The organism is Paraburkholderia sp. Clong3, assembly GCF_050436485.1.
Classification (GTDB): Bacteria; Pseudomonadota; Gammaproteobacteria; order Burkholderiales; family Burkholderiaceae; genus Paraburkholderia; species Paraburkholderia tuberum.
This window is the reverse complement of sequence record NZ_JBNDMH010000004.1, coordinates 316,190-339,023: the sequence shown is the minus strand read 5'-3', so window position 1 is coordinate 339,023 and position 22,834 is coordinate 316,190. Positions and strand designations below refer to the sequence as shown.

General features: G+C 61.5%; 22 protein-coding genes and 5 pseudogenes. 7 read left to right on the top strand and 20 right to left on the bottom strand.

The window, feature by feature from the left end; genetic code table 11:
• Positions 1 to 23 precede the first annotated feature (23 nt).
• From OKW30_RS39705 to OKW30_RS39695, 3 genes are all read left to right on the top strand, one after another.
• The gene (locus tag OKW30_RS39705) at positions 24 to 524 is read left to right on the top strand and encodes a DUF6398 domain-containing protein (protein WP_429349449.1); all 501 of its coding nucleotides are present in this window, start codon (positions 24 to 26) and stop codon (positions 522 to 524) included.
• A 96-nt stretch (positions 525 to 620) separates the two neighbouring features.
• Positions 621 to 1,154 (top strand): IS6 family transposase, encoded by a 534-nt coding sequence (locus OKW30_RS39700; protein WP_429349448.1) that lies wholly within the window; start codon positions 621 to 623, stop codon positions 1,152 to 1,154.
• A gap of 77 nt (positions 1,155 to 1,231) precedes the next feature.
• Positions 1,232 to 2,083 (top strand): hypothetical protein, encoded by an 852-nt coding sequence (locus OKW30_RS39695; protein ID WP_429349447.1) that lies wholly within the window; start codon positions 1,232 to 1,234, stop codon positions 2,081 to 2,083.
• A gap of 345 nt (positions 2,084 to 2,428) precedes the next feature.
• On the opposite strand, the pseudogene OKW30_RS39690 reads toward OKW30_RS39695, so the two are convergent.
• The 3 genes and pseudogenes from OKW30_RS39690 to OKW30_RS39680 all read right to left on the bottom strand — a co-directional run.
• Positions 2,429 to 2,968 (bottom strand): annotated as a pseudogene (locus tag OKW30_RS39690) (IS6 family transposase); the annotation flags it as partial.
• Positions 2,969 to 3,439: 471 nt separating this feature from the next.
• Positions 3,440 to 3,565: a hypothetical protein gene (locus OKW30_RS39685; protein ID WP_256211476.1), complete on the bottom strand. Its 126-nt coding sequence runs from the start codon at positions 3,563 to 3,565 to the stop codon at positions 3,440 to 3,442.
• On the bottom strand, positions 3,565 to 3,708 hold the full coding sequence (locus OKW30_RS39680) for a hypothetical protein (protein WP_176133875.1): 144 nt from the start codon (positions 3,706 to 3,708) through the stop codon (positions 3,565 to 3,567). Before OKW30_RS39680 ends, OKW30_RS39685 begins: the two co-directional genes overlap by 1 nt.
• A gap of 66 nt (positions 3,709 to 3,774) precedes the next feature.
• Here OKW30_RS39680 and istA point away from each other — a divergent pair, with 66 nt between their 5' ends.
• The 3 genes from istA to OKW30_RS39665 are packed head-to-tail and all read left to right on the top strand — an operon-like array spanning position 3,775 to position 6,246.
• Positions 3,775 to 5,277: an IS21 family transposase gene (istA, locus tag OKW30_RS39675; protein WP_429345680.1), complete on the top strand. Its 1,503-nt coding sequence runs from the start codon at positions 3,775 to 3,777 to the stop codon at positions 5,275 to 5,277.
• Complete coding sequence (gene istB, locus OKW30_RS39670; RefSeq protein ID WP_429345679.1) at positions 5,264 to 6,028, top strand: IS21-like element helper ATPase IstB; 765 nt, start codon at positions 5,264 to 5,266, stop codon at positions 6,026 to 6,028. The genes istA and istB overlap by 14 nt, the downstream gene beginning before the upstream one ends.
• A complete protein-coding gene (locus tag OKW30_RS39665) occupies positions 6,025 to 6,246 on the top strand; it encodes a hypothetical protein (RefSeq protein WP_429345678.1) in 222 nt (73 codons plus the stop codon). The genes istB and OKW30_RS39665 overlap by 4 nt, the downstream gene beginning before the upstream one ends.
• A 107-nt stretch (positions 6,247 to 6,353) precedes the next feature.
• Here OKW30_RS39665 and OKW30_RS39660 read toward each other — a convergent pair.
• Positions 6,354 to 6,552: pseudogene (locus tag OKW30_RS39660) on the bottom strand (IS6 family transposase); the annotation flags it as partial.
• A gap of 141 nt (positions 6,553 to 6,693) precedes the next feature.
• Positions 6,694 to 9,688, bottom strand: a pseudogene (locus tag OKW30_RS39655) (Tn3 family transposase).
• Positions 9,689 to 9,917: 229 nt separating this feature from the next.
• Between OKW30_RS39655 and OKW30_RS39650 the strand changes: the two are divergent.
• Positions 9,918 to 10,121: pseudogene (locus OKW30_RS39650) on the top strand (IS3 family transposase); the annotation flags it as partial.
• Between the two features lie 241 nt (positions 10,122 to 10,362).
• Here OKW30_RS39650 and OKW30_RS39645 read toward each other — a convergent pair.
• The 15 genes and pseudogenes from OKW30_RS39645 to OKW30_RS39575 all read right to left on the bottom strand — a co-directional run bounded on the left by OKW30_RS39645 (position 10,363) and on the right by OKW30_RS39575 (position 22,558).
• A complete protein-coding gene (locus OKW30_RS39645; RefSeq protein WP_429349446.1) occupies positions 10,363 to 10,839 on the bottom strand; it encodes a hypothetical protein in 477 nt (158 codons plus the stop codon).
• A gap of 277 nt (positions 10,840 to 11,116) precedes the next feature.
• Positions 11,117 to 11,632 carry a hypothetical protein gene (locus tag OKW30_RS39640; RefSeq protein ID WP_429349445.1) on the bottom strand — a complete coding sequence of 172 codons (516 nt, stop codon included), beginning with the start codon at positions 11,630 to 11,632 and terminating at the stop codon, positions 11,117 to 11,119.
• Between the two features lie 29 nt (positions 11,633 to 11,661).
• The gene (locus OKW30_RS39635; RefSeq protein ID WP_429349444.1) at positions 11,662 to 12,027 is read right to left on the bottom strand and encodes a hypothetical protein; all 366 of its coding nucleotides are present in this window, start codon (positions 12,025 to 12,027) and stop codon (positions 11,662 to 11,664) included.
• A gap of 197 nt (positions 12,028 to 12,224) precedes the next feature.
• Entirely contained in the window at positions 12,225 to 13,268 is a 1,044-nt protein-coding gene (locus OKW30_RS39630) for an EscU/YscU/HrcU family type III secretion system export apparatus switch protein (RefSeq protein WP_132460023.1), read from the bottom strand.
• Complete coding sequence (sctT, locus tag OKW30_RS39625) at positions 13,265 to 14,050, bottom strand: type III secretion system export apparatus subunit SctT (protein WP_132460022.1); 786 nt, start codon at positions 14,048 to 14,050, stop codon at positions 13,265 to 13,267. Before sctT ends, OKW30_RS39630 begins: the two co-directional genes overlap by 4 nt.
• On the bottom strand, positions 14,051 to 14,320 hold the full coding sequence (sctS, locus tag OKW30_RS39620; protein ID WP_132460021.1) for a type III secretion system export apparatus subunit SctS: 270 nt from the start codon (positions 14,318 to 14,320) through the stop codon (positions 14,051 to 14,053).
• Positions 14,317 to 14,968 (bottom strand): annotated as a pseudogene (gene sctR, locus OKW30_RS39615) (type III secretion system export apparatus subunit SctR). The gene sctS and the pseudogene sctR overlap by 4 nt, the downstream one beginning before the upstream one ends.
• A gap of 182 nt (positions 14,969 to 15,150) precedes the next feature.
• The gene (sctQ, locus tag OKW30_RS39610) at positions 15,151 to 16,194 is read right to left on the bottom strand and encodes a type III secretion system cytoplasmic ring protein SctQ (protein WP_429349443.1); all 1,044 of its coding nucleotides are present in this window, start codon (positions 16,192 to 16,194) and stop codon (positions 15,151 to 15,153) included.
• Positions 16,181 to 16,777 carry a hypothetical protein gene (locus OKW30_RS39605; protein ID WP_429349442.1) on the bottom strand — a complete coding sequence of 199 codons (597 nt, stop codon included), beginning with the start codon at positions 16,775 to 16,777 and terminating at the stop codon, positions 16,181 to 16,183. Before OKW30_RS39605 ends, sctQ begins: the two co-directional genes overlap by 14 nt.
• Complete coding sequence (locus tag OKW30_RS39600) at positions 16,758 to 17,156, bottom strand: hypothetical protein (RefSeq protein ID WP_429349441.1); 399 nt, start codon at positions 17,154 to 17,156, stop codon at positions 16,758 to 16,760. The genes OKW30_RS39605 and OKW30_RS39600 overlap by 20 nt, the downstream gene beginning before the upstream one ends.
• A gap of 2 nt (positions 17,157 to 17,158) precedes the next feature.
• A complete protein-coding gene (locus tag OKW30_RS39595) occupies positions 17,159 to 18,478 on the bottom strand; it encodes an EscN/YscN/HrcN family type III secretion system ATPase (RefSeq protein WP_429349440.1) in 1,320 nt (439 codons plus the stop codon).
• Entirely contained in the window at positions 18,471 to 20,516 is a 2,046-nt protein-coding gene (gene sctV, locus OKW30_RS39590; RefSeq protein WP_429349439.1) for a type III secretion system export apparatus subunit SctV, read from the bottom strand. Before sctV ends, OKW30_RS39595 begins: the two co-directional genes overlap by 8 nt.
• Positions 20,513 to 20,881, bottom strand: a complete 369-nt coding sequence (locus OKW30_RS39585) for a hypothetical protein (protein WP_132460015.1) — start codon at positions 20,879 to 20,881, stop codon at positions 20,513 to 20,515. The genes sctV and OKW30_RS39585 overlap by 4 nt, the downstream gene beginning before the upstream one ends.
• A 260-nt stretch (positions 20,882 to 21,141) precedes the next feature.
• Complete coding sequence (locus tag OKW30_RS39580) at positions 21,142 to 22,197, bottom strand: TyeA family type III secretion system gatekeeper subunit (protein WP_429349438.1); 1,056 nt, start codon at positions 22,195 to 22,197, stop codon at positions 21,142 to 21,144.
• On the bottom strand, positions 22,184 to 22,558 hold the full coding sequence (locus tag OKW30_RS39575; protein WP_429349437.1) for a hypothetical protein: 375 nt from the start codon (positions 22,556 to 22,558) through the stop codon (positions 22,184 to 22,186). Before OKW30_RS39575 ends, OKW30_RS39580 begins: the two co-directional genes overlap by 14 nt.
• Positions 22,559 to 22,834 lie beyond the last annotated feature (276 nt).

Below are 22,834 nucleotides of genomic sequence, written 5' to 3'. Positions count from 1 at the left end.
CTTTTGACATCGAGGCCACACCCATGCTCCACCCAACCGAGCGCATCCCGGTCGCGCTGCAAGGCCGGTACGACGAGATCATCACGCTGACCGACGCCGTCTGCGCGCAACACCTGACCGACGAGTACCGGGACCTCTGCCGCCGCATGGCGGCGACCCTGTGCCGCAAACGTCCGTCGCCACTCATCAATGGCCCGGCGCGCTCCTGGGCCTGCGGGATTGCGTATGCCGTGGGCCGGGTCAATTTCCTGTTCGACCGGCATCAGACGCCGCACATGCGGGCCGACGTGCTGTGCGAGCATTTCAGGGTGAGCCCGAAAACCGGATCCGCCAAGGCCAGCGGAATCGTCACGCTGCTGAAAATCGGCGCAATGGATCCGCGCTGGTCACTGCCCAGTCAGCTGGCCGAGAATCCCATGGCCTGGATGCTCGAGGTGAACGGCTACATCGTCGATGCGCGCCAGATGCCGCGCGATTTCCAGGAGGAAGCTTTTCGACGCGGATTCATCCCGTACATCCCCTAACCCGCTGTTTTTACAGACTTTCCAAAAATATTGGGCTTTGGGCTTGGAACCCCATGATTCACTCAGGCGGTCCGAGGTAATGTCAAATCAAGCATAGTGCTGGTGGTTCTGGTGCTGTTGCCGGTCCTGGAAAAGGCTTTTCGACGGTGCAAACGGGCGGTCGGCAAGAGCTTGAGGATGGATGAGACCTACATTCGAATCAGGGATGAGTGGCGGTATCTCTACCGAGCTGTCGACAAGGCAGGCAACACCGTTGATTTTCTGCTGCGAGCCCGACGGGACAAGGCTGCGGCCCGGGCTTATTTCGAAAAGGCAATCGACCAGAATGGCGAGCCCCAGACCGTGACGATCGATAGGAGCGGATCGAATCTGGCTTGCCTTGCAAGCGATCAACGCCAAGCGGGAAGCGCCGAGCAAGGTCCGCCAGAAAAAGTATCTGAACAACATTGTCGACAGGATCACCGGGCCATCAAGCGTCAAACCCGCCCAATGATGGGCTTCAGGAATTTTCGTTGCGCACGCATCATTCTGGGCGGAATCGAGACCATGCATATGATTCGCAAAAGTCAGATGAACGACAGCGGTAAGGCACTCTCTCCCGCCCGCCAATTCTATTCGCTATTTGCATAAGCATTCCTCTGTATTTCGGTGCTCTTGCCGGCCTGCTTCCTTATTGCGACGGAACCTTATTTCGACGGATGAATTAAATGCCCAATCCCATCTCCAGCTCCTTTACGCCACCAGGCGACAATAGCGAGATCTCGAGCGCGCACTCTCCTGTTGATGCTGAGCAGAACATCGTGCCCAATCATGCCAAGCGCTCGGCTCCCGCAGAGTTCGACGGCTTGCCGGGGCGAAGCAAGCGGACTACGTCAAGCTCTGCTGACTCACCGAGCACTTTGTCTCCTAGGTCGGGCACCGAACGCCGTTCGCAACTCATCCAGAAATTCAGAGACTCATTGCCGCTCCCGCCACGGCCCTCGTCGGCTGCCGTTCTACAGTACGACAGAAGCCCAGGATCTGCGGAGAACTTTCGTTCATCGGATGAGTTTGAGCTGCCCGAAAACTGTAACCCGACGGGCTGGAAGGACCTGCATGTGTCGGGCAGCGCGAGTATCGCTTCCATCGAGCAAATTACCAGGTTGAGCCCGTCGACGGAGAGCCCGGTGACCGTACTGGACGTTCGCGAGGAGTCTCATGCCATTGTTGGCGGTTACCCCGGTACCTGGCGGGTGCCCAATAACTGGGCCAATGTCGGAAAATCTCGTGAAGAAGTGCTCGCAGACGAGCATGAAAGGATCCATGCGCTAAAGGGGCAAGAGACGGTGCAGATCCTTCACCGAAAAGATGTCAAGAGCGCCGTGGAAAACCCGCGCGCGGTGACCTTGAACAGGCCACCGATCTTTAGCGAAGAAGAACTTGTAAAAACGGCGGGCGCAAAATACGTGCGCTTGACGGTGACTGACCATCTGGGACCGCGCGCGGAGGATGTGGATGCGTTTGTTGCGATGGAGCGGGGTATGGCGAGCCACGGAAGTTGCACGTGCACTGTGGAGTAGGTCAGGGTCGTACAGGTATCTTCATTGCCATGCACGACATGCTGTGCAATGCCGCAACGGTGTCGTTTGACGACATCATAAATCGGCAACTCGCGTTCAATCCCGGCCGAGCCTTGGATTTTCACAAAGATGTCGCCCACGAAGGACGTTCAGATTTTCGCAATGATCGGCTGGAGTTAATTTCGCTTTTCTACGAGTATGCCAAGTCGAATCCGAAGGGACAGCCCTTGTTATGGTCCGAATGGCTTTCCGCGCCTTTATTCCACCGATACGCACGGCACTAACCAGGTCGGCGCTGTCACATTGCTGACTCCATGACGAGATATCGGCAAGGACAGTCGTGTCTCAGAAGACGGTGGACGGAGCTTGGGCAATGCCGGTGAAGAGACGCCACGCTTCAAATCGCGCGGCGAGCTGTTTGCGATAGAGCGAGGCGCTCAGCAGATGACGCTTGAGCGCGAAGTGCTGGCGGATCGGACCGAAGCACGACAGGAATGACTGCGTGCGTCGGGCAAGCGAAACCCTCGCATCCGGCGCTCGGGTTCACGCGTGGGTTGATGATCTGTTTTCAGCGCGGTTGTTCGCGCGCGCGCAGGCCTTGACGAACACGTGCTTCACATTCGCCAGCTCAGGGATCTCTGTTTTCGCGGCCGGGTAGCTGCGCAACTGGTCGGTGACGATTTTCTTCGGCGCCGCAGGACAGGCCGCCAACACCCGTTTGAAGAAGCGTTTGGCAGCGGCCTTGTCGCGGCGCTTCTGAAGCAGGATGTCGAGTTCAATGCCGTGCTCATCGACTGCACGCCACAGCAGCTAGGGCTCGCCGCGCAGCGTCACGAACATTTCGTCGAGATGCCATGTGCTGCCCGGCTTGCGACGGGCAGTCCGTGTGAATGGCGGTCGGAATCCGACATTGGATGGCGGCGTCGGACAGCCGGGCGACGCGATTGCTGTTCAGCCCGGCGACTCTGGGACGTTTCATGAGGCTCACATTCGGGTGCGTCGGAGGGAGCCCGTAGGGCGAGCGCAGACGCACCGGGGATGTTCGGTTCGGCAGGGGGATGACGCGGGAATCGGGATGCGGTAGAAGAACGACTACAACTGACCGCCGAAGAAACAGGCCCGACACCGGTCCTAACCGCCAAGTTCATTCCAGTGTCGAGCCCCACACGCGCACAACGGGGTACGGGTGCCGGGCCAGTATGGCACGGCTGATCCGCCTCGTCGATTCCGCTTCGGCATTGACGGGGACTGCCGATGCCGGCCACTGGCCGCCTCTTTCTGTGCGCCCGCTGCCGGGCGCAGGTCGTCGTGTGCCGCCGTTGCGATCGCGGCCAGATTTACTGCGGTGGCGACTGCTCACAGGCCTCGCGCCGCGCCCGCCTGCGCGAGGCTGGCCAACGCTATCAACTCAGTCGTCGTGGCCGCTTTGCACATGCCGAACGGATGCGTCGCTATCGTCAGCGCCTCAATAAAGTGACGCATCAGCGTTCCCCGACACCCGTCGCCAATGCTCTACTGCCACTGACTTCGACGACGACGGCCACCGCATCGACATCCACTGTCGCCGCGCCCGGATCGACGCCTTGCTGCTTCTGTCGCCGCATCTGTTCGGGCCTTGTACGCATCGGGCCACTGCGCCGTCGGGTCTTCCGTGATGTTCGTACTACTACTGACAGAACAGGAAACGACCCATGACCATTGGAGCTGAACTCGAGGCGCAGATCCTGCGCTATTACCACGTGGAGAAGTGGCGTTGCGGCACCATCGCGCGCCAGTTGCGCGTGCACCGCGGCACCGTCCAGCGCGTGCTGGCCCAGGCCGGCCTGCCCAGGATTGGCGCCGTGCAGCGAGCCTCACAGATCGATGCTTACCTGCCGTTCATCCACGAGACGCTAAAGAAGTTTCCCTCGCTCACGGCCAGTCGCCTGTATGCGATGGTGTATGAGCGCGGCTACCGGGGCAGTCACCACCACTTCCGGCACCTGATCTCGCTGCACCGGCCACGCCCGGTACCTGAGGCTTACCTGCGCCTGCGCACGCTGCCCGGGGAACAGGCGCAGGTCGATTGGGCCAGCTTCGGTCACCTGCAGATCGGTCGGGCACGACGACCGCTGATGGCCTTCGTGATGGTGCTGTCGTGGTCACGGCAGATCTATCTGCGCTTCTTCCTCGATGCCCGTATGGACAGTTTCCTGGCAGGACATGCCGGCGCCTTCGAAGCATGGTCCGGGGTCCCCAGGGTTCTGCTTTACGATAACCTGCGTAGCGCCGTGCTTGAGCGTCAGGGCGATGCGATCCGCTTCCACCCGACATTGCTCGCGTTCGCCGCGCATCATCGTTATGAGCCTCGTCCGGTGGCTGTCGCACGGGGCAACGAGAAGGGGCGCGTTGAACGGGCAATCCGCTTTGTACGCGAGAGCTTCTTTGCCGCTCGCAGATTCACGGACCTCGACGATCTCAACGCCCAGGCGGCAATCTGGTGCGCGGGACCCGCTGCTGAGCGGCCCTGCCGCGAAGAACCCATGATCACCGTGCGCGAGGCCTTCGGGCGCGAACAGCCCAGCCTGCTCACGTTGCCGGAGAATCCGTACCCGTGTGAGCTGCTTCTCGCCGTGAAGGTCGGCAAGACGCCCTACGTGCGCTTCGACCTGAACGACTATACGATCCCGTATACCCATGTGCGACGCACGCTCACGGTACGAGCTGATCCCCGGCGCGTACGCATTCTCGACGGCGCCGATCTGCTCGCCACCCATGAACGCAGTTACGATCGCGGCGCGCAGATCGAGATTGCCGCACACATCGATGCGCTCGTCGCAAGGAAGCACGAGGCCCGTCACCATCGCGGTCTTGATCATCTGGCCCGGGCTGCGCCGGCCAGCCGGACCCTGATGCTGCACGCCGCTGAGCGTGGCGGCAATCTGGGCAATATCACCACGCACCTGCTGCGACTGCTCGACCGCTATGGCCCGGCCGAACTGCAGGCCGCGATCGAGGAAACCCTTGCCAGCGACGCGGCGCCTCATCCCAATCCGGTACGTCTGGCGCTTGAGCGCCGGCGCGAGGCACGGCAGGCCCCGCCGCCAGTCACCCTCATCCTGCCCGAACACGTGCGCAACAAGGACACGCTGGTGACACCACACCGGCTCGACATCTACGACCAGCTTGCGGGAGGCGCCGATGAACACGCCTGAGAACCTTCATGGGCGCGCGAACGCCCTGCGTCTGTACGGACTGCTCGCGCATTGGACCGATGTGGCCGCCGAACAGTGGGTCGCGCCGCTGTTGCAGTGGGAAGAGGATGAGCGCGCCCGCCGATCACTGGAGCGACGTATCCGCGATGCCCGCCTGGGCAACTTCAAGCCGCTGTGCGACTTCGACTGGAGCTGGCCCACGCGCTGCGACCGGCTTGCCGTTGAAGAGTTGATGTCGCTCGGGTTCGTCAGGGATACCGCCAACGTCGTGTTGATCGGCCCGAATGGTGTCGGCAAGTCAACCCTCGCGCTCAATCTCGCCTATCAGGCGCTCGTGCACGGTCACACCGCGCTGTTCACTACCGCCGGTCAGATGCTCGGCGAACTGGCCGCACTGGACAGCGATTCGGCGCTGCGTCGACGCCTGCGCCGCTATGCATCCCCTGACGTCCTGGTGATTGATGAGGTCGGTTACCTCTCGTACTCAAACCGCCACGCCGATCTGCTGTTCGAACTGGTCAGCCGCAGGTACGGATCGGCAAGTACCGTGGTCACAACCAACAGACCGTTCTCCGAATGGCACGAGGTGTTCCCGAACGCCGCCTGTGTCGTCTCGCTCGTTGACCGGCTGGTCCATCGCGCCGAAGTCATTGCCATCGAGGGCGAGTCCTACCGGGTCAAGGAAGCGCGCGAGAGGGCCGAGCAACGCGCCAGCAGACGCAGTAGCGCGCGTGCGGAGAAGAAATCATGAAGCGCCTGGCACACCTGCCTTCGGGCATCACCCGTGGGCTCGACTTCCTGATACCGGACAACTGGTCGCCGGAACAGGCGCTCGCCGTCGTCGAACTCATCGGGGATCTGCGTGCCCGGATCTGCATGCACTATGACCTCGCCCTGCATGACCTGCTGCACGAACAGCATTCCCCTCCCGAGGATCCCAATCTCAACGACATCGGCGATCCATTCTGATTGGGACCGGCCACCCCGACCGAGGCCGTCAACGGCGCTTCATTGTTGACGGTCCTGGTGAACCTTGTGCCGCCATTTATGTGCGGATTTACGCCGCCGTCAACAGTCCGGACCTGATGCGCAAAACTGGCGCCGAACTTGTCCGTCCACCGCCGGATCGATACGGCTGACAACCACGCCGCGCTCGAACAGTAGCTCCTCGATGTCGCGAAGGCTGAGTTGAAAGCGGAAATACCACCGAACCGCGTGGCTGATGACTGACGCCGGGAATCGATGGCCATGGTAGAGCGATTTCGTCTTCTTCATCACGTCATCGTAGCTGACCAGCGCGCGAACGTGACAACGCCCCCGCGTCGTGTCATAGCGCGCCTGCAGTCCCTCCAGTGCGGCGGCATCAACTTCACCGTACGGGGTGGTGGTCACCGCGGCTCTCGCACTCATCCAGCGTTACCTCATTTCGTCGTGAGGCCGGGCCGCCCGGCCAAACAGGGCATCGTTGATCCAGCTTTCGGGCGGACGTTCCAGATGCAGCAGGTAGCGCCCGAAGCGGCGAATGTTGTGCGTCGCATATGGGCTCACGAATTCAATGTCCTCGGTGCGGACCTTCTCGCCCTCGGCCACCATGTCGCGCAGGGCCCGCATCATATCCACCGTGTTCTGCAGGATCACGGCCGATGCGATGAGGTCATTGTAGCGCAGCCGTTTTTGTTGCTCTTCCGGCTCATTCTCCGCGATCACATCGCCGCCGAACGACAACCATTTCGCGAAGCCGTTGTACGACTGTATCTTGTTGGTGCTTGCAGTCACGTCCTGGCGCAGTTCCCGGCTGCCGATCCATTCAAGCAGAAAGACCGTCCGCACGACATTGCCGAGTTCGCGTGCAGCGAGATACAGGCGGTTCTTGCGGCTCTCCGACCCAAGGCGGCGCAGCAGCAAGAGTGAGGAGATCGTGCCCGCCTGGATCGACACAGCCACCGGCATGAGCTCCTGCCAGTGCCGTTCGATCAGCACCCAGTCGATGGTCGCCGTGAAAAGCCTGTCGATATGCCTGTACTTCGCGTCGCTGTGCGGGCGGTACAACACGAGATCTTTCCAGTTGCGGATTCTGGGCATCAGCTTGATGCCGAGCAGATGGGTGAACGCAAACACGGCGGCCGATTGTCCCTGCGTATCCGCATGCACGGTGTCAGCCTTGACGGACAGGCCGGCCTTGAGCAGCCCTTCGATTACATAGATCGCTTCCCAGACGCCCGGCGGGATGAAATGCCGGAATACCGCGATATAGTTGTCGGCGACATGGCGGTAGGCGACCGCACCCATTTTCCGGTAACGGAAGTGATAGCCAGCAAGCAGGTTATTGTCGTAGAAGTCGTACTGCGTGCCGTCGGCCGCTACCGTCTTGCCGTCGCCCCAGTGCTTTGGCAGATCGAGCCGCAGGTATAGCTCGATCAACTCGCGCTGCGCGGCCTCGAGCCTGTCCAGATTCATATGCCGACGGTTCACGAATGACAGCATGTGCGCCGTCACGTCGGTATAGAGATGGCGCGCCGCCTGGGTCGGGCTTAGGTTGCAGCCCATCGCGAAGATTGTCAGCAAATACCGCTCGACCGCCTTGCGTATCTGCGGATCGATCCCGGACAATGGTCTGAAGGGCCGGGTAAAATGCGTCCAGTGCTCGATGTTCGCGAGAATGTCGAGCACATTGCGGGTCGGCAGGCGCGCATTGATCCGCTCCTGCAGCGCGATTGCACTGGCTGGAATTTCCCTGGCGGTGTTCTTGCGCAGGATTGGCTCGCCTTTCTGGTCGATCGTGACATGTTCGCGCTCGCGCGGATACTCGTCGTCAAGCTTGCGCGCCGCGTCGGTCAACCATTGACGCAGTTGGGCAACGAATTCGCTGCCCGTTTCCGGCAGGCCGACTTTCGCGCAGTAGTCGGGCAACTGTTGCTCACACTGTCGCCACGGCAGCAGGTGGCCGCGATAGTCGGCGTAGGCATCGGACCCGGACACGCACAGGTCGCCGACGCGCAGTTCCTCCGCCATGTACGAGAACACGCACAGCTCAAGATAGCGCCGGTTGGTCGGCGCCCCTTCACCGTGGGAGCGGCGCACAAGCTTGCGCCAGCGCGCCGCTGCGAAACTCAGGTCCACATCGGCATCGATCCATTCGCGGTGTAACGTTTCGTTCTCCAGCACAACGCCGAGCGCATCGAGGAGCGTGCGTACCTGGCTCGTGGAATCCCATACGAGCGTGCGGGCGAGACGCATGAGGACCGAACGGTGCGCCCAAAAATGCTTCCAGAGCAGCGGCAGGTGATTGCGGCCGCTGAATGCGCGGATCTCGGCACAGCTCTCACGCAGCGGTTCGAGGTCGCCTTTCGGTGCAAGCCACTTTCGTATGGACTGCGCGATCGTCCTCTCGTCGGACTCGTCAGCAAGAATGTCGAGGACGCCATCGAGCAGGACCACGAGATCCTCGACCTTGTCACGCTGCCTGCGCTGAACGATTTCCAGTTCGTCGCTCGCGCTTGTGGATCGCACCCATACGTCGCACGAACATGTCGGCGAGATCGTCGCGGGCACGCACGCGCATGCGATTAAGCAGCGCCACGATCAATGTGTAGCGTTTCTCGGAAAGGGTGTCTTTCCGGAGAGCGGACGCGTCGAGTGACATCGCCTGCATGGCCAGTGAGCGCAGCTTTGATGCCGGGACGCCGGCGAGCGCGATCGTGAAGTCGCCGATCTCGTCGAGCCAGGTAATCTGGTCAATCAGCAGGTCCAGGTGCTGCCGCGATGGCCGCCTCGCGTGGCGCTTGATGCGGTTGTAGTCGGTCTGCCGGCTCGACAGGTCGCGGGCCAGCAAACGGTCCAGATTGTTCTTCTGTTCATCGGTAAGGCGTCGTGCGACCCGCCGGAAAAGCCGCGCCTGGGTCTTTGCATGGATCTGCTCGGTAATCCGGTCCAGCGTCGAAAAAGCCGGTAGTTCGATGTCCTGCGCGATCAGTTCGTCGATCGTGGCATTGATGATGTCGACCGGCTGGTCCATGGACAGCGCAGCCGTATGTGCGGCACGCGTCGCAATCGTGCCCGCGTCGGTGCCGTAGTACGGCTTGACACCGAGGTGCTCGCGCACTGCGGCGTAATGCCGGAACAGCGTCGGCGATGCCTGCGTGTCATATCCGAAGCGTACCGCGGGACCGATATTTGCCATCGCGCGCACGTGTTCGACGACGGCCACCGGGATGCTGTCGAGCGACGGGAAATGATGCATCTGCTGGAAGACTTTCAGGAGCACCAGCAGACCCAGCCGGGGGCGCTCGCCCCGGGACGACCGCCGCGCCTATTCCAGTTCATCGGGCAGCGGTGTGTAGCAGGCTTGCAGGTCCCGCGTGGCAAGGACCTTGGGAAAGCGCGGATAGGCAGTGCGTTCGATGGTGGCCATGCGAGTCGTCCTGATCGCAGCGGGCCGCTCAGATTAGCCGAAGAAAATCCAGTCGTTACCAGGTCAATTCGAAATGATTCCGTGCGTCTATATAACCCCAAAGCTTATGATAGGAATTTTACGCTTACCTTGCCGCTACCCACTGAAGCGCTACATAGTTCGAGAACTGTACCCGCTCATCCTCGCCGATTTAGCGGATTCCAGGGCCTCTGCTTGACATAGGAGCGTCAACGCACCCATCGAATCATTCTGGGGCTCGCTGAAAAATGAATTCGTCTATCATCGCAAGTTTGTCACCCGCAATCAGGCCCAGAAAGAAATCACGGAATACATCGAGATCTTTTATAACCGGCAGCGCGCACAGGAGCGTTTGGACTATCTGTCGCCGGCCGCTTTCACGCAGCGATTCCATTTGCGTAAAATCGCTGCTTAATCCGTTGGCGTCCACGGATTCCGACCGACCTCAGTGCGGCGACGTGCGCCGGTTTCGTCATCTAAGGTTTCTGACATGTTGGCCGATCCGGAGAATGGAACATGGACACCCTTTCATTCGGCATCCAGACTGTGTCCGGATCATGCAATATGTTCACGCGAAACAGCGAACGGCCTTGCTGAGTTGCTTACTAACTGACCGCAGCGCCAACGTGACAAAGCCGTCCAGAGAGCAGTGAGTTTTAGATGTCTTGGGTGGTGACGTGATCTAGTTTCGATCGATTGAACAGCACCACCTCATCAAAATCTGGATAAGTCGTCTTAACTCCATCTAGGCCATGCGCTTTCGCTGCATTTTTCCACGCCTCAAGTTCATCAGGAAACACTTGATTTCCCAGCTCATCCAGCACAGCAAGATTGAGTGACGCTCTGCTTTCGAGAACAAAGAGCTTTCCTGACTGTCCTGCGTAACCTCTGGCCGCGTCGACATGGTGTCCGGAAGTCATCCAGATCGCATCCCCCCTGTGACCACTTTGGCCAGTGCCATGCAAGGTTTCGCTAGTGTTTGCATGGTTAAAACGACTTCCCGGTTCGATGGTCTGCGTCTTTCGTGACTCCCATCCGAGACCCGCATAGTCGATACTGCTCACCGGAGTTGCCTCAATTCCGCTCAAACTGCCCGCCCCAAAGAGGGCCGCGTCGCGGTCTCCCTGATTCATCTCATCTGACGGCGAAATGGATCGAGACCGCGGGCGCGGTAGCAGATCTGGATGACCAAACAAGTGTGTCGCCCGGTTGTCTCTCTCTAGGTTGTTACTTTTGAGTTGGCCGACACTATTTTCATCGGAGTCGTGATCCGGCGGGGATGCTTGCGACGAGTTACCTTTAACTAGCATTGAGTACTCTCGGATCCCGAACGAAGTGTTGTCTCTCTCAGAGCTGAGATCGAAGACTGTACGACGCGAGAGCGTTCGATTTGGTGGAGTCATGTAGTAGTCAAAAAGGTTGAGTCGTTGGCTGGAAGCCGGGTGCCACCTCGCGAGGTCTTGCTGAAGACGACCATCGAGGACGCAGGTTCGCACCTGGCCCATAGGACACCGTAGCGGCCAACTCGCTCTGCACGCACTCGAGTTCGGCCGAGATGCAGCGCTGACGAAGCGCACGGGAACCTGCCAGTGCAGCGCCCCGAGGCGGTTTCTTACATCCGCACTTCACGTACCGTAGCACGCGCAGATCGACGTCGCGAAACAGGCTGCGATACTGTGAGCCGTGACAGTCCTTGATCGGTCGCGCGACGCAGCATCGTGCGCAATGCCGCCCCTGCTGCGTTGTCGCCGCAAATTCGTGCATGACGATCTCGTGCTGAAGCCGTGCGACGGCCTGCTTTCCTTTGGACAGCCTCGGCCCGAGCATCGCCACTTCCGCGTCGCCGGTTCGACTGATATGGGCAAGTGACACCTCGCTCGTTGCGCCGTCTTCGCCCCTCACCGCCAGGATCAATTCGAATTTCACGGTCATCTCCGTCGTTCACCATGGAGCGATTATCGGCAACTCGAACAATCCTCCGACCGGTGCCCTGCGGAGCCCGGACCCCACGAAATCGAACGCTCTCCCTTCAACTGGCTGATTTTTAAGTGGTTTGCATCAAGCTGTTTTTCAAACGTTTTCGGAAGGGCTGCGCGCGAGGACGCCTGCTCTACTGCCGTCTGCTCGATCAGCTTCAGGTAGGTGTCCAACCGCGCCTCCTGACGCTCGTAAAAACAGAATATCTGGGCCATGAGAGTTTTCCAGCCCGCTCCGTCGATGACGAGCGACCCTGTCCCATTGTTGCCCTGCCGGTACTTCATCAGTACGTCATCGAACACGAAACCGAATTCGAGCATGCGCACAGCAGCGAAGTTGTGCATGCAGTCTGGTTGTTCGCTAGACTCGCGCGAACTGTCGAACTGGTCTGGACTGGGCCGTACAGCTATCGTTGAATATGTCATATGTAATCCGAAATTAGTGTGCTTCGTTAGCCTAGCGCGGCGTCGATAGCGATTCTTCCGGGTTTTGCGACGATTTACCGGTTTGCGGCAACACACCGGCTTGCCGCAAACAAAGGTCATTTCTCGCGGTCGAGCGATCCGACCATTTGCAGAATCTCGGCAATCGGATCGATCAGCGACGATGGAATATAGTCGCCCACCGCGGACTTCGCATACAGCGTACGGGCAACCGGGATGTGCTCCACCAAAGGCACGCCCTCCGCCTCCGCGATCCGCACCATCTGCTTGGCGACCTCATCCACGCCCATGTCGAGAATCTGCGGCAACGGCGTCTCTCCGTCCTTGTAGTACAGGCACACCGCAATATGGGAGGGATTGCGCACCAGCACGCTCGATTTTTTGACGTTGGCCGCACGATTGCTGTTCTGGATCTCCCGGTGCGCCTTCTTGCGCCTCCTCTTGATCGCGGGATTTCCGTCCGTATCCTTGTACTCGCGCTGAACCTCATCGCGCGACATCTTCAGTTCCTTGTTCAACTGATAGCGCTGATATGCAAAGTCGAATCCGCCGATCACGATATACACAACGATCAGCGCGAGCCACAGGTTCTTGATGAGCTCCGCCGTCAACTTGACGCCGCATTGCGCGCCGCACAGCGGAAGAAACTGCAGCGAGCCGAGATAACGGCGCATCAGGTAGTAGAAAATCACCGCCAACACCGCGCTTTTCACCTGCAACTTGGCGAACTCCACCAGACGCTTCATCGACAGGAACTGCTTGGCGTTGTTGACCGGATTGAGCTTGTCGCCTCTGAACGCCAGCGCCTCGGGGCTGACCATCACACCCACCTGAGCGAGGATCGACGCCACCGACGATACAAACAGAATGCCGCACAGTGGTACCATAAATTTCAGCGACAAGGCGAAGAAAGCATCTCGGATCTGACTGGGCGCACGCTCAAGCGGCAGGTTCACCGAATCGAGTGTCACAATGATGAGGCCTTGCATGCCTTGCCACATTGCCGCGCCTTCGAACCAGAAGAACGCAAGCAGCACGCTCAGCTGCGCGCAAGTGGTCAGATCGACGCTTTTCGCAACCTGTCCTTTCTCGCGCGCGTCGCGGCGCTTTTTCGCGGTTGGCGCTTCGGTCTTCTCGCTCATTGCAATAACCCGATCAATTGCGCCGATACCGCCTTGAAACCGGCAAAGCGTGCGTTGAACCCCCCTAGCGCGAAATTGATGCCGATCGCGGTGACGAACAGGACGACGCCGCTTTTGATCGGCATGGCGATAAAAAAGACATTCAATTGCTCAGCGGCGCGATTGACGAAGCCGAACGCCATATCGACCAGTACCATGCCCGCCATCGCCGGCAGCACGAACGAGATGCACAGGTCCACCATCATGCGCCACTCGCTGCTGATGAATTGCATCAATCCAGGCCCGATGACGAGGCGTGGCTGCGGCGGCAAGGCGACGTAAGAATCGTAGATCGCCGAGAGCAGCGTCGTGAATCCGCCCGACACGAGAAAGATCGCGGACAAAATCTGCGAGAACAGGATGCCGAAGATCGACGACTGTTCCCCGAGAGCGGGGTTGATCGCGGAGGCGATCGACGTTCCTCGCATCGTGTCGATCACGAAGCCAGCCATATCCATCGCCCAGAACGGCAACGCGGCGCAGAAACCGATCATCAGACCGATCATGATTTCGCGGCCGTAAAGCACCATGAACTCGGTTCCGCTGAAGCTGGCTCCGACGCCCGCCACCGACGTGCCAAGATAGACCGGAATCACCGGGAGCGCGATGAGCAGCACTAACGCATTGCGCACCAGACTTCCCCCCAGACTGCGGCTGGTGAACATCGGCAGCAGAATGAGTACGCCGAGCGGGCGCATCATGCACAGCCCAACTGTCGAGAGGAATACTGTCCAGTGAGTCATTTACTCCCCCATCATGCTGATCTGGTCAAAGATCGCGATCGTGTAACTGAGCAGCGCGGATCCCATCCAGTGATACGTGAGAACGAGCGTGATACAGACCGCCACGAGCTTTATAAGGAACTGGATGGTCTGATCCTGCACCTGGGTCAGAACCTGAATCAGGCTGACCCCGCCCCCCACGATGGACGCCACGGCGACCACGGGCAACGAGAGCAGCAACACGAGCCACAGCAGGTTCGACGTGAGTTGGGTAATGACAACGTTGCTCATGAGTAGGACGCCACGAGTTGGGCCAGCAACCGTTCCCAGCCGTCGATCAGAACGAACACAAGCAGTTTGAGAGGCAACGCAATTGTCATCGGCGACATCATCATCATTCCCAGCGCGAGCAGCACGTTGGAGACGATCAGATCGATAGCAATGAACGGCAGGTACAGCAGGAGTCCGATCTTGAACGATTCGATCAATTGGGCTGACGACAAACGCCGGCATCAGCACGACCAGAGAATCGTCCGGAATGCGGCTTTGATATTCCTGCGGCCACATCTTCTTGCCGATGCCCGCAAAGAATTTGACCTGCTCCGGCTTGGCCTGCTTCGCGAGAAACGTGCGATAGGGCGTCAGCACGTTCTGCTCGACCTGCAGATTGAAATCGGGCGAGTCGGTCGAAATGGTGTTCTGTTTCAGATTGTCGGAGATCGCGATGCCGACCGGCGCCATGATGAACGCCGTAAGAATCAGTGAGAGGCCGTAGATCGCAATGTTCGGCGGGATTTGCTGGATACCGAGTGCGTTGCGCAACATCGACAACACAATGGAAAGCTTCAGGAACGAGGTGCCCATCACTGCGATCAGCGGCAGGAGCGACAACGCGAAGAGCAGCGCGATCAGCTGAATGGGGTTGTTGGCAAAGGGCATGGTTCGGGTTCCGTTGAGTATGGATGCATTGTCGCGGACTGATGCCTCGCCCCCCATCCGGCGAAAACCTGAGATTGCTCGACGCGCGCGCAGTCAAGCCGGCGCCCTGACTGCGCGCCGGCTTTGAACGGGCAACGAGCCGGCACCGTTGCCCGTCGTGGCGCGCCCTTGCTCTGCGTTGCCTAATCCACCCGCACCAGCAGCCGCTCACCGACCCGGATGATCCTGCCCGTACCGATCCCCAAGCCGTTGACTTTCAGCGAGACGCGGCCCTCGCCTGTGACGCCGGTATCGAGCATCTGGCCCGGCGCGAGGTTGCGCAGCGTATCCAGCGGCACAGTCATCGATGCAATCTCGGCGGTGAGCGCAAACCTCACGTCATCGAAACGGCCAACTGCCGGATGGCCTCGCGGCACCAGCGACGCTCGAGTTTCATCCAGCGCCCGCGTCTCCTGCAAGGCCTGCATCTCGCGCAAATCCTGCAGCTCTTGCAACTCATCCGGCAGCGCCAGACCGCCGTTGAAATGCATCATCTCCGCTTCTACCTGGTTCATCACGCTCTCCACGCGCCACGCGCTTTCATATGCCACAATTTTCGCCAACGGACGCTGCTGGAACATCCACGCCTCGCCCCGCTTTACATTTGCCGAAGCATCGAGCACGATCGCGTCGCCCGGCGCGAGCGCATCGATTTGCCCCTGCCTCAGATAGGCCCAGCCCGCCACCAGCGCAACCGGCACCACGATTGGCGCGGCAACCGTCGCGGGCGGCATGACGGCGCCGAACTTGCGCAGCGTTTCGGTATCCCAGCCGAGCGGGCGGATCGCAAGGTGCCATCCGTCACGCGAAAGCGTGAGCGCACTGCCGAACGCGATGGAGCATGTGCCCCGCGCGATGCCCTTCACAGCGATCGCGCCGGCGCCGCACTGTTCCGCAAATTCGGCGAGCGGCGCGAGCGCCCAGGCTGCCAGCGCGCCTGTCAGGTCCGGCGGAAAAGCGTCGTACGCCGGCGCGGCGAGCAAAGGCGAGACCCACTCGCAGAACGCTGTTTCGGCCACCCAAGCCTCGGCATCGCGCCCATCCATGTTCAACGACACCACCAGGCCCTCGCCTCCCAGTTCACGATAGCCGAACGAGAAGGCCTGCGCATCGTCACCGATCCGTCCACCAGCGCCCATTTCTTCGGCGAGCGCCAGATCTTCGTCAGTCCATTCATGAATTTGCATCGTAATTCCCCTGTTCGATTTCGATCGACACATTGCGCCTGAGCGTATCCGTCAAGGCCGCCTCGGCGCCGCGCTGCACCGCCTGCAACCGGCTGTGCTGTGCGCGATCCGCAGGCCGCAGACGCACACGCAGCTGACCGCCCTGATCCGTAAGGGCGATGCTCAGACCATCCCAGCTCCCGCCGATCAGCCGGCCTTCCCACGTCCCGTCGGTCTGCGCCTTCAACCTGAACTGCGCTCCCTCGGGCGTCTGCAGGCTGGTCGGCAAAGTGTCGCCATTCATCACCCCGGCGCCGTTTATGTTCGCGCCGGTATCGGATTCCGACGACGCCCCGCCGGAATCGTCATTGTCTTTCCAGCGCTGCAGGCTCGGCACCAGGAAGGCAAACGACGAGCCGTCATGTTGACGCGTCGAAACATCCTTGCCGGTCCGCTCCCCGTCACGGTCACGCTCGCGCCCGCGGCGTTCGCCGAGCTTCTCTCTGAACTGCCGCTCGTGCTCGGTCGACGGCGACGGATTGCGCTGCTGCGACTCGTTGCGTGCGACTGGAGCGACGCTGCGCTCAACCGGTGTAACGGCCATCCAGTTTTCCCAACAGGTAGGTCAATTTTTCCTGGCCGCGCAGATTGCGGTTCAGTTCCGCAGTCCTGGCCCGACGATCTTCTTCGCGTTCCTGAAGATCTGCATGAATCTCGACGACGCGCTCGTCGGCGGCCCGGTCCTGTTCGTAGAGCCGCGCAAGCTGATACTTCAGCGTCTTGAAGGTGCCCGGTTCGACGACTGGCTGGCTCGTGAATAGCGCATCGCGCTCCACGCGCAGCTCGGCCTGGCTCTTGAGGGAGCGACGCCGTTCGTCGGTCAGTGCCGCTTCACGCCTGTCGATCGCGGAGAGCTTGTAGCGCAGGCCGCGCTCACGGATCAGCTTGAGCTTCAACAATTCATTCAATGCCGCAAGGTCCATCGTTAGCCTCCCACTGCCAGTTCAAGCCCGCGCAAGGTCTCGTCAAAGCTGCTTCGCTCTGTGCGCGACTGGCGCAGGAAGTTATCGAGTGCCGCCCGCCGGTCGAACGCTTCGTCCGTTTCCGCGTCCTGCCCGCGCTGGTATTCGCCCACCCGCACCAACAGTTCGATCTCTCGGTACCGGCTCAACAGACGCCGCAAGCGGCCCGCGCGTGCCTGGTGATCGGGTCCGGTGACCAGGTTCATCACGCGGCTCACGCTCGCGGAGACATCGATCGCCGGATAGTGGTGCGCCTCGGCCAGTTTGCGCGACAACACGATATGGCCGTCGAGCAGCGAGCGAACCTCGTCAGCGACCGGCTCGTTCATATTGTCACCCTCGACCAGCACCGTGTAGATGCCGGTGATGCTGCCCGTCATCGCGTTGCCGGCCCGCTCGAGCAGACGAGGCAAGCGCGCAAACACGCTCGGTGGGTAACTGCCGCTCGCCGGACGCTCGCCGGAGGCCAAACCGACCTCTCGCCCCGCTCTTGCCAAGCGGGTCAGCGAGTCGACCATCAGCAGCACGTTTTTGCCCTGGTCGCGAAAGTATTCGGCGATCGTCGTCGCCGTATACGCCGCCTTCAGGCGCTCCAACGCGGGTCGATCCGACGTCGCCACCACCGCGACGGATCGCGCGCGGGCCTCAGCCGAGAGCACCTGATCGAGGAATTCCCGCACCTCACGGCCGCGCTCACCCACCAGCGCTAGCACGATGACATCCGCCTCGGCGCCATAGCAGATCATGCCGAGCAAGGTGCTCTTGCCCCCGCCCGCCGCGGCGAACACGCCGAACCGCTGGCCGCGCCCGCAAGTCAGCACGCTGTCGATGGCACGCACGCCAAGTGGCAGCGGCTCGTCGATCAGGCGCCGCGTCAGCGGATTCGGTGGCGGGGCGTCGAGCGAACGGCACTCGCGCGGCGAGTCAGACGGGAGTTCCACGAGCGGGCGGCCCAACCCGTCGACCACCGCACCGATCAGGTGATCGCCAACCTCCACCTGGTGACCCGCGCCCAGCGGCCGCACGATCTGGCCGACGCGGAGACCAACCGTTTCGGCGAACGGCGACAGCAGTGCCACCTCGTGTTCGAGCGCCACCACTTCGGCCTGCATGCCATCGGGCTCGATGATGCACAACTCGCCCATCGCCACGCCCGGCAGCGTCGCCTTCACCAGCGTCGGTCCTGCTTCGACTACCCGGCCGGCCCGCGTCACGCCGCTGCCGAATACGAGTTGGTCGAGATTTCCGCCGATCTGGCGCACCAGGATGTCGGCATCAGGCATTCGCATCGCTAAACTCCTCGTCCAGATCGATATTGCCCAACACTTTCAGGTTCGCGTCGTCGCCCAGTTCCTGATACGACAGCACCGGAATATGAAACATGTCGCGCTCGATGAACTTGCGCAGGAAACGCCGCACATCGATCTCCGTGAGCAATGCGGCGGCGTCCTCGCGGCCGGCTCGCGCTGTCTGAATCGACGCGAGCACGGCATCGATCTGCGGCTGTGCCAAGGTCGAGTAAGAACCTGCCGCGGTCTGACGGATCGAACTGCGAATCATGTTCTCAATGGTCTCGCCGACCAGCCAGACACCAATGTTGCCCTGCACACTGCGATGGCGGCCGATGATCTGTCGCCGCAGCGCCACGCGCACGTATTCGCACAGCATGACGGCCTCTTTTTCCTTCGGTGCCCATTTGATCAGCGCTTGGAACACCGTGCGCAGATCGCGGATCGAGATGCGCTCGGCGACGATCCGCTGCAACACTTCCGCCACTTTGTTGATCTGCAACTGCCGCTGCAACTCCTTCACCAGTTCGGGATAGCGCTCCTCCATCGCATCCATCAAATGACGCGCTTCCTGAACTCCGATGAACTCTTCGGCGAAACGGTCGATCACCAGCGAGACGCAATAGACAATTCGCTCCTCGTCCCGTGCGAGCGGCGCACCGATGGCCGCCAGCCCATCCGCCGCACCGGGTTCGAGCCAGTTGAGCACGAAGCCTCCAAAGGGCAAGCGGTCCACCTGCGCGGCGGCCGGTGCATCCATGCCCTGTTTGGCGAGCAGGATCAGCTTGCCCGGCACGCGTTGCGTGAGCACCGGCTCGTCGTACAGACACACCTGGATGTTCTCGGCGCTCATGGACGGATCGGCCTTGAGCCGCATCGGCGGCACCGCTACCCCGAGCTTGTCGAACGTCGACCAGCGCAGGTGTTCCAGCCCATCCGCCAGTACCTTTTCGTCGATAGAGCCGGGCGCGAATTTCACCGTCAACGCATCCGCACCCGGTGTCACGCTCGCTTGAACCTCGCTGCCGCCGGCCGCCTTCGCGCCGTCGGCCCCCGCCCGCTTCGCGGGCCTCACCGCTAGGATGGCGAGGCCTGCGGTCGCCGCCGCGAGCGGCAGGAACACGACCATCGGAAAACCGGGTACCAGTGCGAACACTACCAACATGCCGGCAATGACCATCAGCATTTGGGGGCGGCGCATGATCTGCGAGCCGAGCTCGTGGGCCAGGTGGTGACGCTCTTCGCCCGGCACCCGGGTCGCCATGATGCCCGCCGCGATCGAGACGATCAGCGCGGGAATCTGCGCGATCAGACCGTCGCCGATCGACAGCACCGAATAGACCGATACCGCTTCCGAAGCGTCCATGCCGTTCTGGAACACACCCATCAGCATGCCGCCGATGATGTTCACGAGGATCACGATGATGCCGGCGATCGCATCGCCCTTGACGAACTTCATTGCGCCGTCCATCGCCCCGTACAGCTGGCTTTCCTTTTGTACCAGCGATCGCAAGCGCTTCGCTTCGACGGCGTCGATCGCTCCGGCGCGCATATCGCCGTCGATACTCATCTGCTTGCCCGGCATGCCGTCGAGCGAGAACCGCGCGCCCACTTCCGCGACCCGCTCGGCACCCTTCGTGATCACGATGAACTGAACGATCGTGACGATCCCGAAAACCGTGATGCCGACCGCGAGATTGCCGCCCACGACAAAATTGCCGAAGGCGGACACGATGTCGCCCGCGTCGTGCTGCAACAGGATCAGCTTGCTGGTGCTGACGGTGAGCGCGAGCCGGTACAGCGCCAAGATCAGCAGCAACGACGGGAACACGGAGAACTCAAGTGGCTCGCTCACCGAGATTGAGGTCAACAGCAGCAGGATCGACAGCGCGATGTTGATCGCGATGAGCACGTCGACGAGAAACGTCGGCAGCGGCAGGATCATCATGAACACTGCCAACATGAGCATCACCGCGAGCAGCATCTCCTGGCGCCCCCCGCTGAAATTCAGCCATCCGCTGATACGCTTCATTGTTCGCCCCTCAAAGATGATTCCAGTAGTTCCAGCAGCACGCCATGCAGGCGCAACCAGAGGTCCGCCTTGCTATCCGGTGGTAACGCGCAACTCACGCATAGATAGCCCGACGCAAAAAAGGCCCGCACCGCGATTCCCGCTGTACGCTCGGGGCGCCAGCACGCAGCGATCAGCCGCAGAGCGGGAGCGCGCTGCCACGCGTCGATGGGTGCTGCCAGCGTGAGGATCACGCGCTCGTTGCGCACTTCCACGAAGGTTCTGCGCTCGCCGTTGGTCAGTTCAATCGACGGCGCGATGCGCACCGGCCGGACCCGCAGCATGCGAAAGAACGTTTCCAGGTTGCGCTCCAGCTTCAGGTCCATGCGTTGGCCTCCTTTAACGCTATGGTGCGTTGCGGCGCCGATCGCGCCCATCAGGCGATGACCTGAACTTGGCGATCAGGGGAAAGCGGAGCAGGCAATGGGAATAGCGGTCAGCGGGCGCTGGCGGAGCACGCGACGAGGCGTGCCGCTGAACGCAATCGCGCCGGGTGCGGTAAGGCCTCGTAAGGGCGCCGCAGGCGCAGGAGCGGCGAATCAGCAGCGCGGGCCCGTCCGGCGGGGTGCGCCGGTGCGTCACCTCCTTATTCCGTCTCGTACTGTTCAGCCACCTGGAGCAGCGTATCGATCATCTGCGAGCGCTGATCCGCCTCGTTGAAGCACGGCATCGGCAGCATCTTCACCACCTGCAGCATGTGCTGGCAGTACGTCGCCGCGCGTTCCGGGGGCAGGCCCAGCGTCCTCGCTTCGTCCCGGATCCAGTCCGGATAGAGGAACGTCCCATCGACCATCGACAGCACGCTCGACAGCACACGTTCGCCGTCGACACCGGCCGTGTCGAGCAACTGTGCGATGTACTCGCATTGCTCCTCGATACCGAGGAAGATCAGCAGGCGTTTCAGGTCCATCACGGTCGCGCCCAGCCGTTCGTCGCTCGCTCCCGCGCCGGAGTCCGACAGTTCAAGTCCCAGCACCCGCAGCAATGCCTTGATCTTGGCGCGCCGATCGCGGGCTTTTTTCAGCTCGCCCAGCCACCGGCTCAGGCCAGTCATGCCCTCGCTGGCGCGCTGATACAACTGCTTGAGTTCGGCTGCGGTCCCGGCCGTATGCGGGCCGAGTTCGAGCAGGCCGAACAGTTCCATCGCCCAGTCGGTCTCCTCGGCCAGCAACGCTTCCATTGCATCGCTCAGCCGCTTGCGGCGCCCGCCATTCGCCCGCGCATGCAGTGATGCAAGAACCAGCGCGATCGTGCCGTCACTCAAGCCTGCGTCGCGCAGTGTGCCAAGCGGATCTTCGTCGTCGCCGAGCGCGTCGAACTGCTCGACCAGCGCTTCCACGCGCGCGCGCTGCTCGTCGCCGAAGCTCGCCTTCATTTTCGCAAGCACGCCGCGCACAATCGAGCTGTCGGGACGGCGGGGAGACAGCGTGCCGCGCAGCCGGGTACCCAGATTCAGCGCTGCGCCTTCCTCCGCTTCGGTGAGCTGTTCCTGATCGAGGTTTGCCAGTTCCGCGGCGATCAGGCTCGACGCGCTGGCCGCCGACGTGACTTGATAGGGTGCGTTGACAGGCCCGTTGCCCGCCAACTGCGTGCCGCGGTCTGCAATGCGCATGTCCGGCGCAGCTTTTTCAATACCGGCCATGATCCGCTTCCGGTTCGCCTGCCGGACCGGCCAGCCGGCCCAATATTTCGTCGAGATGGCGTTCGAGGTCCACCCGTATCTGCACGTACGGACTGTCAAGCACGGCTTGAGCATCGGACAACGTCGCCTCGGCCACGACTTCCAGATTCATCTTCTGCTGCGTCAGCTGGTCGATGCGCGCCGCAATCGGCTCGACCCGCTCGGCAGCCACGCGCAAAGTCAGTTTGCCGTGCTCCGCGAGTTCTTCCAAATGGCGCGCGACCTGGTTAGCGATCAGGTTTACCGATGGCTCCGCTGCGGCATACGCCTTGAGCGCGCTTCCCAGCAGATCGCGAAAGCGCTGTTCGAGCCGGGCGGCCACCGACCTTTCGAGCGCGCTCTCGGCAACCAGCCACGTCACCGTTTCGCCGACAGCGCTCAGACGCGCTTCGTCGGAAAGACACGCTGCTTCGCGGCGCGCCGCGGCCAACAGTTCGGAGGCGTATGCTTCGGTCCGCGCGCGTGACCCGCGACGTGCGTCCGCGAGTGCGCACCGGGTTCGCCAAAGCTTCCGCGCCGCCCGTTGACGGGCCGCGCCGATGCGAGCCGCCGCGCTTATGTAGCGATCGAGTTCCGCGGCGCTCACCACTGGACCGGC